General features: G+C 40.9%; 10 protein-coding genes. All 10 read left to right on the top strand.

The annotated features are described in order from the left end of the window. Positions 1 to 43: 43 nt before the first annotated feature. The 10 genes from T501_RS04545 to T501_RS04590 all read left to right on the top strand — a co-directional run bounded on the left by T501_RS04545 (position 44) and on the right by T501_RS04590 (position 15923). Positions 44 to 3625 (top strand): DUF5717 family protein, encoded by a 3582-nt coding sequence (locus T501_RS04545; protein WP_044913578.1) that lies wholly within the window; start codon positions 44 to 46, stop codon positions 3623 to 3625. A 2-nt stretch (positions 3626 to 3627) separates the two neighbouring features. Next, positions 3628 to 4935 carry a DUF5716 family protein gene (locus tag T501_RS04550; RefSeq protein ID WP_026509658.1) on the top strand — a complete coding sequence of 436 codons (1308 nt, stop codon included), beginning with the start codon at positions 3628 to 3630 and terminating at the stop codon, positions 4933 to 4935. Then, a complete protein-coding gene (locus T501_RS04555; protein WP_026509659.1) occupies positions 4932 to 5762 on the top strand; it encodes a hypothetical protein in 831 nt (276 codons plus the stop codon). The genes T501_RS04550 and T501_RS04555 overlap by 4 nt, the downstream gene beginning before the upstream one ends. After that, positions 5762 to 6958 carry an AAA family ATPase gene (locus T501_RS04560; protein ID WP_044913579.1) on the top strand — a complete coding sequence of 399 codons (1197 nt, stop codon included), beginning with the start codon at positions 5762 to 5764 and terminating at the stop codon, positions 6956 to 6958. The genes T501_RS04555 and T501_RS04560 overlap by 1 nt, the downstream gene beginning before the upstream one ends. A gap of 199 nt (positions 6959 to 7157) precedes the next feature. Beyond that, on the top strand, positions 7158 to 8597 hold the full coding sequence (gene purF / locus T501_RS04565) for an amidophosphoribosyltransferase (RefSeq protein ID WP_026509661.1): 1440 nt from the start codon (positions 7158 to 7160) through the stop codon (positions 8595 to 8597). Between the two features lie 32 nt (positions 8598 to 8629). After that, positions 8630 to 10063, top strand: coding sequence for an adenylosuccinate lyase (gene purB, locus T501_RS04570; RefSeq protein WP_026509662.1), 1434 nt, complete (start codon positions 8630 to 8632; stop codon positions 10061 to 10063). 183 nt (positions 10064 to 10246) lie between these two features. Further along, positions 10247 to 13057 (top strand): glycoside hydrolase family 3 protein, encoded by a 2811-nt coding sequence (locus T501_RS04575; protein WP_044913580.1) that lies wholly within the window; start codon positions 10247 to 10249, stop codon positions 13055 to 13057. 512 nt (positions 13058 to 13569) lie between these two features. Next, positions 13570 to 14208: an Ig-like domain-containing protein gene (locus tag T501_RS04580; RefSeq protein WP_044913581.1), complete on the top strand. Its 639-nt coding sequence runs from the start codon at positions 13570 to 13572 to the stop codon at positions 14206 to 14208. 178 nt (positions 14209 to 14386) lie between these two features. Next, complete coding sequence (locus tag T501_RS04585; RefSeq protein WP_044913582.1) at positions 14387 to 15013, top strand: Ig-like domain-containing protein; 627 nt, start codon at positions 14387 to 14389, stop codon at positions 15011 to 15013. A gap of 406 nt (positions 15014 to 15419) precedes the next feature. Continuing rightward, complete coding sequence (locus tag T501_RS04590) at positions 15420 to 15923, top strand: GAF domain-containing protein (protein ID WP_044913583.1); 504 nt, start codon at positions 15420 to 15422, stop codon at positions 15921 to 15923.

The raw sequence follows: 15923 nt of genomic DNA on the forward strand, positions 1-15923 counted from the left end.
GATATAATATTTTGGAATATGTACTCTTTGGGGAATCTTTTACGTGAATAGTATTATTGACAGCATATTAAATGGACAATTTGAAAATAATGAAAGGACTTTAAGTTTTTCTCTGCCTCGCCTTGAGCTTAGTATTAAGCCCGGAGAGATAGCAGAGGGAAGCTTTATTATCTATGGTCCTAAGGACAAGGCAGTACAGGGGGTAGTATCGACTTCTGAGCTTCGTATGCAGGTTATCACAGCTAATTTTTCCGGCTATGAATTTGAAGTGGGCTACAGATTTGATGGTACAGGTCTTAGTGCAGGTGATGCCATTAAGGGCGAGTTTTATGTAATATCAAATCAGGGAGAATACCAGCTTCCCTTTGTAGTTAGTGTGGAGATAAGTCACGTTATGTCCAGCCTTGGACCTATACGCAATATGTTCCACTTTGTGAATCTGGCCAAGACTGATTGGGATGAAGCAAAAAAACTCTTTTATTCTGATGAGTTCATAGATGTTTTTGAGGAGAGTGGCGACAGTTATGAAAGCCTTTACAGAGGCTTATCTGCTGTACCTATGTCTGAAGCCAACATGGAGGAATTCTTAATCTCCATTAAGAAGAAGCAACCTATATCATATATTCCCGATCGCACGGAGATAGTTATTGATAATCCTGCAGCAGTTTCTGAGCATACGGTTATGATAGCGAGAAACGGCTGGGGGTATACGAGACTTGAAGTTGTTTTTGACGGAGAGTTTCTGGATGCTGATTCCAAGGACATAACAGATAATGATTTTATAGGGAATAACTGTTTCTATAAATTCAGAATAAATACTGAGCATCTCCATGACGGGAATAACTTTGGTTCCATAACTTTTCAGACACCATATACTCAGGTGAAAATTCCGGTTACAGTTAGGGTGAACCTGGGTATAGAGCATCTTTCAACAGTTGAGATGGATAAAAAGAAGCTGATTGTTGAGCTTGTGAAGACTTATGAGAGCTTTAGAAGCAAGAAAATCGGCTCAAGAGACTGGCTTTCAGAGAGTGGGAAACTTGTTAACAAAATGAATGCCATAGACCCTAAGGATCCGGCATTCAGACTATATACCGCACAGTATCTCATAACTGCCTCAAGGGTTACTGAGGGAAAATGGATCCTTGATCAGATGAAGACAGTGCTTGAAGAAGAGTATCCTGATAATGATACCCTTTACTGTTATTACCTGTATCTGACCACCCTTGTGACAAGAGATGAGTATTCTATAAATGAAGTTTCCCGAATGATGGAAGGAATCTTTTCTAGAAATTCAGATAATTGGCGTATTGCATGGCTCCTTTTGTATATTTCAGAGGAGTATTCATCAAGCCTGTCAAGCAGATGGATGCTTTTGGAGCAGCAGTTTAAAGATGGATGCAGAAGCCCTATTCTTTTTATAGAAAGTCTGAATATACTTACAGATTCTCCTACCATGCTTTCAAGAATGGGAGAATTTGAGCTTCAGACATTACAATATGGAGCCAAAAAAGGTATATTGCAGTCGCCTCTTATTGATCAGGTGGTATATCTTGGTTCAAGGGAGAGGACTTATAACGAGAAACTCTGTAAAATCCTGATGGAGTGCTACAAGCTAAGAGAGGACAATGAGTCACTTGAGGCTGTTTGCTCACTTCTTATAAAGGGTAACAGAACTGACAAAGCTGCCTTCCATTGGTATGCTATGGGAGTTGAAAACGAGCTTCATATTACAAGGCTTTATGAATATTACATGGCTTCAATCTATCTTGATGAGGATGGAATGCTTCCCTGTGAAATATCCAAGATGGTGCTGATGTTTTTCTCTTATCAGAGTGATCTTGATTATGAGAAAAATGCGATTCTTTACAGATATCTTCATGAGCATAGGGATGAATATCCCGACCTGTACGACTCCTACAGACTGCAGATAGAAAAATATCTTCTTGAGCAGCTGGACAGAGGCCGCATTAACAAAGACCTTGGATATTTATACAAGAATCTTCTTACAAGTCAGATGGTTGATGCCAGCAACTGCGATAAGGTTATGCGCATTCTCTACAGTAATGAGATAAAGACTGATAATCTTCGCATGACCAAAGTAATAGTTGTATATGATAAGCTCCAGGAAGAAGTCGAGTATCCTTTGGTAAACGGCTCGGCGTTTGTGCCTCTTTATGGAAGCGATTACTCTGTATTTCTTGCGGATGTTGATGACCATAGATTTGCTGAGGGTATACCCTTCATTAATGCAAAGCTTATGCTGGTCGGACAGCTTGCTTCTTACGTTGTTCCTTATATTCAAAAGGGACCTGAGAGTATAGACCTGTTCCTTTGTGAGCTTGAAAAGAGTGCCTATACCATCACCATGGAAAATGTGGGAAGATATAGAGATCTTGCAGATAATCCTCAGGTAAGAGAAATCTGTAGAAGAAGGATCAGGGAAAGTCTAATCCGTTTTTATTATGATAATAATTTTGAGCGCCAGCTTTCAGAGTACATGGATGAAGTGGAGATGGATAAGCTCGGCACCACAGACAGGACCAATATGTTTGAACTTATGGTTATGTCCGGGAACTACACCAAAGCATATAATCTTGTAAGCAGATTCGGGACCTACAAGCTTGATCCCAGAGTTGTTATGAGATTGTGCGGAAGGCTTCTTGATAATGATGCTCTTGAAAGCAATGAGGATAATTCCAAGATCGCCTGGTATGCATTTTCACAGTCTAAGTATGATGATCAGCTGATAACCTTCCTTGCAGGCTGCTATAACGGAACCATAAAGCAGATGAGGGATTTATGGAAAACAGCTGACTCCACCGGAATAGATGCTTTTGAACTGTCTAAGAGGATGCTTGTACAGATATTGTATACAGGTGCTCATATCGGTGATAAGACGGCGCTGTTTAAAGGTTATGTAACAAAAAGTGGCGGAGGAGACAAACTTGAGAAGGCATTTCTCGCAAAATCATCTCATGATTATTTTGTAGAGAATATGGTGACCGACAGTTATATATTTGAGAGAATAGGCATACTTGCAAAAGAAGGAAGTACGCTTCTTGATGTTTGCAAAATGGCTTATTTAAGATTTTTTACAGAAGCAAATCACGAAAACCTAAAGCCTGACCAGGCTACTGTCCGTTCATTTTTAAAGAGCCTTCTTGATAAGGATATATATTTTTCATTCTTCATGCACTACCAGAATGAATTGCCGCAGATGCAGAGATTCTGTGACAAGTCGATAATTGAGTATCGCACGGAACCCGGAACAAATTGCATTGTTCATTACATTTCCAGTGAAGATGAATATGAGGAATATAAGACAATGCCTATGCAGGAGATGTATCAGGGAATCTATGATGCTTCGTTTATCCTGTTTTTCGGAGAGCAGATTCAGTATTACATAACTGAGGAAAACTACAACGGTCGGGGAGGAAAACTCACTGAAAGCGGAACCATTTCCAAGAACGATATTGTACAGGAGACTGTTGCAGGAAGATATTCGATCATTAATGATATTATGATCGGAAAAACTCTTCAGGATTATGACACAGTGGACAGACTTCTTGCCGAGTATTACAGGAAAAGGTTCCTTACAAATAAACTCTTTAGGATGCTTTGATTATGTCATTTTTCAATAAAACAAAAAATTCAAGAAGATATGTGCTTGGATATGATCTGGGGGAGGAAGTCTCGCAGATCAGCTTTCTTGCATCTGATTCGGATCTTCCGGAGACACTGTCTACACTGGCAGGTGCAGAGGCTTATAATATTCCTACTGTTCTTTGCAAGAGGAATGAAGTTAACCAGTGGTTTTACGGTAAAGAAGCATTATCTAAGGTAGGAGCAGGTGAAGGAGTAAAGGTTGACGGTCTTATTGAAAAGGCAAGACTTGGTAAGCGTGTTGATGTCGACGGGACTGGCTATGATCCGGTTTCACTTTTAACACTGTTTGTAAAAAGAACTCTTTCACTGTTATCGATGGAAATGTCCATGGATATGGTAGATGCCATCGCATTTACAACAAAGACCATGGATTCAAGAATGATAGAGGTTTTGTCAGAGGTTACGGGAGCGTTGTCTCTTCATGTAAAGAATATATTTTATCAGAGTTATGAAGACAGTCTTTATCATTATATGCTCTACCAGCCTGATGAACTTCTCACCCATGCAGTGATTGCCTGTGATTACAGCTTCGGAGAGATGACTGTATATGATATGAAGCTAAATCACAGAACCAAACCTATAGTAGTAACCATAGATAAGAGTGTATACGACGGAATGGCTCTCTCTGAGGGGAGACTTTCAGATAATACAAGTGAGCGTGCAGAGCAGGTTACAAGACTTGATACCAGATTCCTTGAATTTGCCAAGAATACTATGGATGGCAGGATAGTCAGCTCTGTATTCCTTCTTGGTGACGGCTTCAGGGATCAGTGGATGTCCAAGTCACTGGAGTTTTTATGCAGAACCAGAAGAGTATTCCAGGGAAACAATCTGTTTAGTAAGGGAGCAAGTATTGCTGCCAGAGAAAAGGTAGGAGCCAGCGAGAGGTCTGAAAAATATGTACTTCTTGATGGCGGAAAGCTTAAGTCCAATCTCGGAATCATGGTAAAAAAACAGGGGCAGGAAGTTTATCACGCCCTTCTTGATGCAGGCGAAAACTGGTTTGATGTAGGGACACAGCTGGATATGATCCTTGATGATGAAAACAGTGTGAATATAGTTATAACACCGCTTACTGCAGGAGACAGATATACTCACACCATTGAGCTTACGGATCTTCCCCAGCGGCCGCCCAGAGCAACCAGAATAAGGATGAAGATATCCATGAGCTCTGCAAATAAAGTAAATGTACATATTGAAGACATGGGCTTTGGGGAGCTTTTTGAAGCTTCAGATATGTATTATGACGAGGAGATTTCGGTATGAGTGGACCTATACTTTGTACCGGAAGGTACGCATTAAAACCATATTATCTTGAAAAAATAGGCCGCAGGATTTATTCAATAGAAGAGCTTTGCTATTGCATAATGCAAAATGCATTTCTTATAGATACAGATTTCTTTGATATGAATCTTGTGGACTGGATAGGTGATGAGCTTTTGCTTCAAAAGCTTTCAGATGAGCTAAGAAGCATGCTTGTCCATAATTGTTCTGCTGCAGCTTTTGCAGGACTTATACTTGAATATGTCGGCTATTCATCCAAGGAGGAGATAAGCTCTGTTGAGGAGATATTAAAGAATAACGCTGACATGGACATCTATGAAAAAAGAATGTCCAGAGCAGAATATCTGATGAGACAGGGGCATCTTCATCAGGCATTTGCAGAGTTTGGCTATTTGCAGATGCATATGCCTGAGATGGATAAAAAAGCCCGTGCCAAGATAGAACATAATCAGGGAGTTATGTATGCTCATCTGTTCATGTACGAAAGGGCGGCGGAGTTTTTCCTGAAGGCATACGAGGATGGCGGAGATGATGAGTCATATCTGGGATTTCTTGCTGCAAAGCGTATGCTTATGGATGAAAAGGAATACGTTTCTTTTGTGGGCTCTCACAAGGAAGCACACAATTTATCGCTAAAGCTTGAACAGAGAATGGATGAGGCCAATGATCTTTATGATGCCAGCAGTGCAAACATAAAGCTGCGTAGTCTTGAATTATATCGCTCCGGGGCTAAGATGAGCGAGTATTACGATGAGGTGGAACGCATTACAGCGGATATGAAGGAAGAGTATCGGGGATTGGTTGAATAATGGGGTTCTTTGATCTTTTTAAGAAGAAAAGTACATATCATCAAGAACGTCATCAGCAGAATGAGCTGGAGAACTGGAATGACATTGTCTATACCAGAAAAAATATAGACATGGACGATCCGGTTCAGAGACATGAGTATGTTTCCAACTGTTTACAGCAGATGGCTGAGGCGAGCAGGGACATGGATAACCTGCAGCTTGAGTATCGTGTTGTCACTTCTCATTTAAGGGACATGGAGGAAATAGATGCTCTGCCGCCTGAAAACAGGGCAGAGGTCAATCAGTGTGCTCAGAGAATTCTGGACAGTGAAGCTCAGCAAAAAACATTTAATAAGAGAAAGAGCAGGATGACGGATCAGGAATTTGAAAGAGCTGACCGCCTGCAGAAACAGATTAAAAAGGGAGCCGAGGCACTTAAGGAAGCCGAGGAATATCACAGAAAGGTAAAGAATGACTTAAAGCGCCTGGACGAGGAGCGACAGGCCTATGATTTCAGGAAGGCAGATATAGAAGCCACATCCGATAACATGCAAAAGCTTATGATGGTAGTGGCTGTTTCACTTGGTGTTATAACCGTGGGACTTGCGATTTTATCGCTTGCCTTAAAGCTCAATGTGATTTATGGATATATGGTTGCAATATGTGTTGCGGCACTTGCCTTTCTTTATCTTAATCAGAAAATTCATGAGCTGCGAAGAGAGAAAAAGGTGGTGTTAAATACAACCGCCAGACTTATTCAGCTTGAGAATACGGTAAAGATCCGTTATATCAACAGTAAAAATCTGATAGATTACGAGTGCATGAAATATAACGTGAACAATTCCAGGGAACTATTAGCACTTCACGAGAAATATCTTCTGGAAAAGACCGAAAGAGAAAGATATGCTGCAGCTACAAAGCAGCTGGATATCAATCAGAGGGCTTTGGTGTTCACTTTGAGAAAGTATAGGATAAAGGACCCTGAAGTCTGGATACATCAAGCAATAGCCCTTGTGAACCACGGAGAAGAGGTAGAAATACGCCACGAGCTTATCGAGCAGCGTCAGCAGCTTAGAAAGCAGATGGATTATAACAGAGATGTGGTTGCAGGAAATGCGAAGAATGAAATAGAGGAGCTGGTAAAACAATATCCGGTTTACAGGCAGGAAATTCTGGATATGGTTGATCGGTTTGAACAGAGATATCCCGGAGCATGATGAAATTGTCGGCAGTGTGCATAGATATGCATTGCCGGCAATTTTTTTCTTGCCAATGAAAATCAGTTATTGTAGTATGTACTTTGTTGGTTAAATTAGTGTGTAACAACATTATATTTACCATTCTTTTATCAGAGTGAGTGTCATATTATTACCGGTAAAAGAAGGCAATTATTAAAAGAGATTCACAGGAAGAATTATGGCGGAAATATTTTATAAGGAAAACGATAAGATAGGTGAGGAGTGCGGCGTTTTCGGAATGTACGATTTCGATGGCGGCGATGTTGCACAGTCTATTTATTACGGACTATTGTCACTACAGCACAGAGGCCAGGAGAGCTGCGGTATTGCTGTCAGTGATACTAACGGACCAAAAGGAAAAGTAACGAGTCATAAGGACATGGGACTGGTTAATGAAGCGTTTAATCATGAGATTCTTTCGGGAATGCATGGTGATATAGGTGTTGGGCATGTTCGCTATTCTACAGCAGGCAGCAGCACCAGAGAAAACGCTCAGCCCCTTGTCCTTAATTACGTTAAAGGGACACTTGCAATGGCTCATAACGGTAATCTTGTAAATGCTCCTGAGCTTAGAGAAGAACTTGCATATACCGGTGCAATTTTTCAGACTACGATAGATTCAGAGGTCATTGCATACCACATTGCAAGAGAGAGATTAAATACTCCAAGCGTTGAGCTTGCCGTGGCTAATGCGATGAATAAGATAAAGGGTGCGTATTCCCTTGTTATCATGTCTCCCAGAAAACTTATCGGAGCAAGAGATCCCAACGGATTCAGACCGCTTGTTATAGGTAAGAGAGATAACTGTTATGTTCTTGCATCAGAGACCTGCGCTCTCGATACTATAGGCGCAGAATTCATAAGAGATGTGGAGCCCGGTGAGATTGTCACTATTTCCCCTCAGAAGGGAATAGAATCCAACAGGCAGATGTGCCAGAGTGTAAAGCATGGACACTGCATCTTTGAATATATCTATTTTGCAAGACCTGACTCTGTTCTGGATGGCGTCAGCGTATACGAATCCAGAATAAAGGCCGGACGTTTCCTTGCTATTGATTCTCCGGTTGAGGCAGATGTTGTAGTGGGAGTTCCGGAATCAGGAAATGTAGCAGCACTTGGATATTCAATGGAATCAGGAATCCCTTACGGACAGGCGTTTGTGAAAAATCAGTATATAGGCAGAACATTTATTAAGCCCGGTCAGAAGAGTCGCGAGAGCAGTGTACAGGTAAAACTGAATGCTCTTAGTAACGCAGTTAAGGGCAAACGTGTTATCATGATAGATGACTCTATCGTCAGGGGAACCACTTCTGACAGGATTGTAAGAATGCTCAGGGAGGCAGGTGCTACAGAGGTTCATATGCGTGTCAGCTCCCCGCCATTCCTGTGGCCATGCTATTTTGGCACGGATGTTCCTGCAAGAGAACAGCTTATAGCTTATAATAGAAATGTTGATGAGATCTGCAAGATCATAGGAGCTGATTCTCTCGGTTACTTAAGAGAAGAGAGACTTGATGAGATTGTAGGACATAAATTTGATATTTGTAAGGGATGCTTTACAGGTGATTATCCCGTTGCTCCTCCCGAAGAAGATATTAGGGGAGAATTTGAGCAATAACTATTAAGTTATAAAATTTAGGAGGATTAAAAATGAGTACAGACAGATATTCAAGCCCGCTTTCTGAGCGCTATGCCAGCAAGGAGATGCAGTACATTTTTTCACAGGATATGAAGTTCCGCACCTGGAGAAAACTTTGGATTGCCCTGGCTGAGATAGAGAAGGAACTTGGCCTTAATATTACTCAGGAGCAGATAGATGAGCTTAAGTCACATCAGGACGACATAAACTACGATGTTGCAAAGGCACGTGAAAAGGAAGTACGTCATGATGTAATGAGCCATGTATATGCTTATGGTCAGCAGTGCCCCAAGGCTGCAGGAATCATACATCTTGGTGCAACAAGCTGCTATGTGGGAGATAATACAGATATTATTGTTATGACAGAGGCACTTAAGCTGGTTCGCAAAAAGCTTCTTAATGTTATTGCAAGCCTTGCTAAGTTTGCTGATGAATACAAGGATCTTCCTACTCTTGGATTTACTCATTTTCAGCCTGCTCAGCCTACTACAGTAGGTAAGAGAGCATCACTCTGGCTTCAGGATTTTACTATCGATCTTGAGGACCTTGATTATGTTCTTGATAATATGAAGCTTCTTGGATCAAAGGGAACCACAGGTACACAGGCTTCTTTCCTTGAGCTTTTTGACGGAGATCTTACAAAGGTTGATAAGCTTGATCCCATGCTTGCAGATAAGATGGGATTTAAGGGATGTATGGCAGTATCAGGACAGACCTATAGCCGTAAGATTGACATGAAGGTAGTTAATGTTCTTGCAGGTATCGCTTCTTCTGCAACCAAGATGGCGCAGGATATAAGACTTCTTCAGCATCTTAAGGAGGTTGAAGAGCCTCATGAAGCTAAGCAGATCGGTTCATCTGCAATGGCATACAAGAGAAATCCTATGAGAAGTGAGAGAATCTGCTCACTTTCAAGATATGTGATCGTAGATACTTTGAATCCTGCAATCACTGAGATTTCACAGTGGTTTGAGAGAACACTTGATGATTCTGCTAACAAGAGACTTTCAATTCCTGAGGGATTCCTTGCAATAGATGGTATTCTTGATCTTTGCATGAACGTAACAGATGGTCTTGTGGTTTACCCCAAGGTTATTGAAAAGAGACTTATGTCTGAGCTTCCTTTCATGGCAACAGAGAACATCATGATGGATGCAGTTAAGCTTGGCGGAAACAGGCAGGAACTCCATGAGAAGATAAGAGAGCTTTCAATGATCGCAGGTGACCATGTAAAGAAGGATGGACTTGATAACGATTTGCTTTCAATGATCGTTAAGGATCCTGCTTTCCACATGACTGAGGAGAAGATCAAGGAGTGCATGGATCCTAAGAAATACACCGGATGCAGCGCTCATCAGGTAGAGAGATTTTTAAATGAAGTAGTAAATCCGATTCTTGAAGCTAATAAGGAAGAACTCGGTCTTACTGCTGAAATCAATGTCTAAGGATGTTCAACAATCTAATTTAGGGTAGAAACTGCATGTGCCTTCCCTGTAGCAGGGGAAGGCATCTGTATATATGGAAAATATATAGATTCCTTTATTCTCTGAAAACTGGAATCGTATTGGAATTTTTTTATCTGAACGGAATGATTCAGATATGAACTAATAGGTATAGAGGTGAAGGTAATGGCAAAAACATGGGATATAGAGAAATTTAAAAAGACAGCAAGAGCAGCTGCCGCAGAGGGTATTGTACTCTTAAAAAATGATAATGAGGTGCTTCCTCTTAAAAAGAATACAAAGCTTGCAGTATTTGGCAGAAGCCAGATGAATTATTACAAGAGCGGCACAGGATCAGGCGGCATGGTTAACGTAGACTATGTTGTCGGTATTTATGAAGCTCTTGAGCAATCCGGGAAATTCAAGCTTAATACAGAAGTAAGAAAAGCTTATGAGGATTTTGTAAAGGACAATCCCTTTGATACAGGAATCGGCTGGGCAGCAGAACCCTGGTTCCAGAAGGAGATGCCTCTTAGCGATGATTTTGTAAAAAAAGCAGCTGAAGAATCTGAAGCAGCAGTTTTTATAATCGGTAGAACAGCCGGAGAAGACCAGGATAATAAGAATGAGCCGGGAAGCTATCTTCTGACTGATGAAGAGGTTCTGGCATTAAAGAAGATAAGCAAGGCTTTTTCCAAGACCATAGTACTTCTTAATGTTGGAAATATCATTGATATGAAGTGGGTTAAAGATGTAGACCCTGAAGCTGTTTTATATGTATGGCAGGGCGGACAGGAAGGTGGAAACGCTGTTCTTGATGTGCTTTCCGGTGATGTTAATCCTTCAGGAAAACTTCCGGATACAATCGCTAAAAACATAGAAGATTATCCTTCAACAGCGAATTTTGGCTCAGATAAGAGAAACTTCCAGAAAGAGGATATCTATGTTGGATATCGTTATTTTGAAACCTTTGATAAGGATTCAGTGCTTTATCCTTTTGGATACGGTCTTTCTTATACTTCCTTTGATCTTGGCATCGGTGAGTTTTCTTACGATGATGAGGAGGGTGTAGGTCTTGAGGTACTGGTTACCAATACAGGAGATAAATCCGGTAAAGAAGTAGTACAGATTTATCTTGAGGCGCCTCAGGGAGTACTGGGAAAGCCGAAGAGAATTCTTTGTGGTTTTGCTAAAACAGATCTGCTTAAGCCAGGCCAGATGCAGAGCCTTGAATTCAATATTCCCAAATACTGGTTGTCCTCATATGATGACAGCGGTGCTACCAAGCATAAGTCCTGCTATGTTATGGAAAAGGGAACTTACGGAATTTATGCCGGAAGTGATGTTAGAAGTGCTGAACTTGCAGGAGAGTTTGAACTTAAAAAGCTTGAAGTCATCTATAAGTGTGAAGAGGCATATGCTCCTGTTAAGGAATTTGACCGTATCAAACCTGAGGAGGCTATAGGTCTTTGTGCCAAGGTGCTTGAAAAGGCTCCTGTAAGAACTCTTGATCCCAACAAGAAGCGTAATGACAGACTTCCCAAGGCGCTTCCTTATACCGGTGATAAGGGTTATAAACTAAAAGATGTAGAGGATAAAAAGGTATCCCTTGAAGGCTTTGTTGCACAGCTTTCTGATGAGGATCTGTGTGCTATGATGCGTGGTGAGGGTATGTGCTCTCCCAAGGTTACTGCAGGTATCGCAGGTGCCTTCGGTGGTGTGACAGAGAGGCTTAAGAGCTTTGGCATACCGGTTGCAGGTTGCTCTGACGGACCAAGTGGTATTCGTATGGATTGCGGAACTCATGCATTCTCTCTTCCTAATGGAACCTGCCTTGCAAGTTCATTCAATGAAGAAATAAATGAGGAGCTTTTTACCTTTGAAGCTCTTGATCTTAGAAGAAACAGAATTGATGCTCTGCTTGGCCCCGGAATGAATATTCACAGAAGCCCTCTTAACGGAAGAAACTTTGAGTATTTCTCAGAGGATCCTCTTCTTACTGGTAAGCTGGTATCAGCTCAGCTTCGTGGTATGCATAAATATGATGTGACCGGAGTTATTAAGCATTTTGCAGGAAATACTCAGGAGTATCGCAGACACAATGTAGATAACGTTGTGTCAGAGAGAGCACTCCGTGAGATATATCTTAAAGGCTTTGAAATAGCTGTTCGTGAAGGCGGGGCTCGCGCAATCATGAGTACTTATGGTCCTGTAAATGGAATCTGGACAGCCAGCAGTTATGACCTTTTGACTACAATTCTTAGAGGTGAGTGGGGCTTTGAAGGAATAGTAATGACCGACTGGTGGGCTATGGGTAATGACGAAGCTGGAGCTCCCGGAAGCTACCAGAATGTATCAGCTCAGGGTAGGGCTCAGAATGACCTCAACATGGTCAATGGAAATGCAGAAGAAAATTCAAATGGTGATGATCTTTCTGTAGCATTAAAGCTCGGAAAGCTTAAGAGAGCAGAGCTTGTAAGAAGTGCAATGAACATTTGCAGATTCTTATTGCAGACTCCTGTATACAGACATATGCTGGGTGAGGAATCTGCACTTGATAAAGAGCTGGCAGCAACTATTTCAGATGAAGATGCTAAGCTCCAGGATATGATAGATGTTACCTTTGCAGGTGACGAGCTTATTCTTGATCCTGCAAGCATAAAGGTAGAAAAGGGAGAAACCACAGCATTCCTTATTTCTTCAAAGCAAAAATGCATAGCTCAGCTTGAGCTTGAAATGAGAGCAGATGCAAATCAGCCAGATGTTGCTCAGCTTCCTATGTCAGTTTTCCAGGATAAGATGCTTGTAAAAACTGTGACTTTGACAGGAATGGAAAAGGAGTATAAGACCATTACAATAGATCTTAATCCTTTGTTTATGAGTAACTCTTACCTTAAATTTTATTTTGCTCAGGGTGGACTTGAAATAAAATCAGCCAAGCTGAAGATGGTGAAGAGCCTTGAAGAGGAGTTTAAGAGAGGTATCTCAGAGTTATAAAAATCGCCCCATTATGGAGTACACTTTCGAAAGATAAAGGCATGACTTTTTGTGGGCAAAAGCGGAAATCGCCCGCAAAAATCCTGCCTTCGGCAGGACACGCCCCTCGCTTTGCGAGGACCTGGTCCAATACGATTCCCGTTTTTCTGAGGAAAAACAGGAATCTATAGATTTATGTTTACTTTTTTAAGTAGATAAATATTTGTAAAAACAGAATTATGCGCCGGATGGCAGTTTGTGTGGTGATAATGTTCTTTACCACATAAATTGCTGTCCGGCGCATTTTTTATAAAATTATTATGTGTAAAAATGCCTTGTTTTAAGGAACTATAAAGGAAATCTTAAATGTTGCTTAAGTCGATTCCGATGAAGTTTACATATGGATAAAAGCGTGTTAATAATAAGGCATAATAGTAATACAAAAAATAATAAGTATTTGATTTTTTACAGAGCACATTGCAAGATTCATTTGAGTCTGGTGCGATTTTCAAATACTGAAAGGGGTGGTTCTAATGAACAACAGAATTAATTTCAAAAAGGTACTTTCAACAACAATTGCAGTTATGATGGCTGCCATAATTTGTTTTATGGCAATTCCGTCTTATCATACGCAGGCAGCAACTAAGAAGGTTAAGGTTACTCTTTCCCAGGAAGGTGAAGAAGAGGACGTTGAGATGAATGCGGGACAGAAGCTTCAGATCAAGGTTAAGAAAGATGGAAAGACGCTTTCCAAGAAGTCTGTAACCTATAAGTCATCCAAGAAATCCGTTGCCTCCGTTTCCAAGAGTGGCGTAATTACAGCTAAGAAGGGCGGAGATTGCGAGATTAGTATTAAGGATAAGAATTCTGACTTTACTGCAACTATTTATGTTGAAGTAAAGAAGAAGGGGCAGGGCTCAGGAAAGAAAACTACAAAACTATGGCTTAGTCAGGCTTCTGTAAATCTTAAAGTCGGACAGACCTTTAACTGCAAGGTTTTCTCAGATCCTGACGGAAGTGCAACTGTAGAAAATGTTAAATGGAGCAGTGATGATGATAGTATCGCAACAGTTAGTGGTGGTGTGATCAAGGCTCAGAATCCCGGACAGGTAGGAATACACGCTAATAAAGATGGCAAAGATGCTTGTATTATGGTATATGTGTCTCAGTAATACATTAATGCGATAGACAATATCCGGCAACACGAAGAGGTTTCATTTGGGATGCAGGTTGCTTTTTATCGTTTGTGTTCATGATATCTTGGATTTTGAAGGAAAATAGCGGCTGCACTGGTCAGGGTGGTCCTGGCCTGTAAAAATAATAAATACCGCAATTAAGGGGGTGTTTCTTATGGGAATGAGAGTAAAGAGGGTATTATCAACTGTGCTGGCTTTTATGATGGTCGCAATGCTATGCATGCTGGCTGTTCCTGCATATCAGGTAAGGGCTGCTACCAAGAGTGTATCAGTTAAGCTTGAGCAGGGCGGCGGAGAAAAAGACATTGAAATGTCCAGAGGAAAGAAAATCCAGCTGAAGGTTAAAAAGAACGGACAGACTTTAGGTAGGAAGACTGTAACATATAAAGTAAGTGGCAAATCCATTATTTCCTGCTCAAAGAGTGGACTTATCGTCGCAAAGAAGAGCGGAGATGCAGAAATAGAGATCAAGGATAAGAATAGTGATTTTACAGCAACTGTTTATGTTGAGGTAACAGGTGGCGGAAGTGGCAAAGGCGCCCATGTTGATAAAATCTGGTTAGATAAGTCTGAAATTACACTTGATCTTGGTCAGGGCTACACTGCAAGGGTTTATACCAGCGGAGATAACGGCGCAGGAAGCTTTAGATGGACAAGTGAGAACAGTGACATCGCTACAGTTGATGATCATGGCAATATCAGAGCTGTAGGACATGGCACAACAATTATTCACTGCCAGAAGGCTGGAAAAGACGCAGCTATGAAGGTCAATGTAAATTAAATATTGAAATATCTGAATAAGATTTTATTAAAGCTTATCAGAGTTGTTTGCTAGGCAGCATAGCAAATAGAAAACTGGACAGGTCGCATCTCATATGAAAACTTATGAGATGCGACTTTTTGATTCATTGAGCAGAGCACTTAGTGAGGTATTGTAGAGTTTAATGCGAGCCATGCAAGCCAACTTAGCGAGGCATTATCGAGCTTAGTGGAGATTTCTTGAGCAGAGCTTTTAATGAGCGGATGAAATAATTAGCAGTTGTTTAAAAGATGTGATAATATATTTTTGCTGATTAAATTGCACGCTCCATTGAAGGAAAAAAGAAACATTGAAGTGCGCTTGCTTTATCAGCTGAGTAACTTTTTATGAGGGAAGGCAAGAAAATTTACGGAGGAATAAAAACAGTATGGCAATTTCAAGTTATGTTGATGCAGTAATTGATAAAAGGGATTGGTATATTACTAATCTTTCTAACGTGGCTGCTTGTCTATGGGATCAACTACCGGATGTAAGCTGGGTTGGATTTTATTTCATGGCAAATAAAGGTGAGACAGAGGACAGCAAATTATTCTCTCAGGGAGATGATAAAGAACTGATTTTGGGACCCTTCCAGGGAAAGGTTGCATGTACACATATAGGTCTTGGAAAGGGAGTATGCGGTGTTTCTGCAGCAGAAGATAAGACATTGATTGTACCTGATGTGTCAAAGTTTGAAGGATATATAGTTTGTGATAGTGAAGCAAAATCAGAAATAGTAATCCCTCTTCGCGATAAGAATGGTAAAGTGATTGGAGTCCTTGATATAGATAGTAATACACAGGGAAGATTTACTGATGCAAATGAAGAGAGCGCTGATCTTGAAAAGTGTGCAGAGCTTATCTCAGCTATACTTCCTGGCTACGAATTGTAA

The sequence above is a fragment of the Butyrivibrio sp. WCE2006 genome, from assembly GCF_000701985.1.
In the GTDB taxonomy this organism is placed as follows: Bacteria; Bacillota; Clostridia; order Lachnospirales; family Lachnospiraceae; genus Butyrivibrio.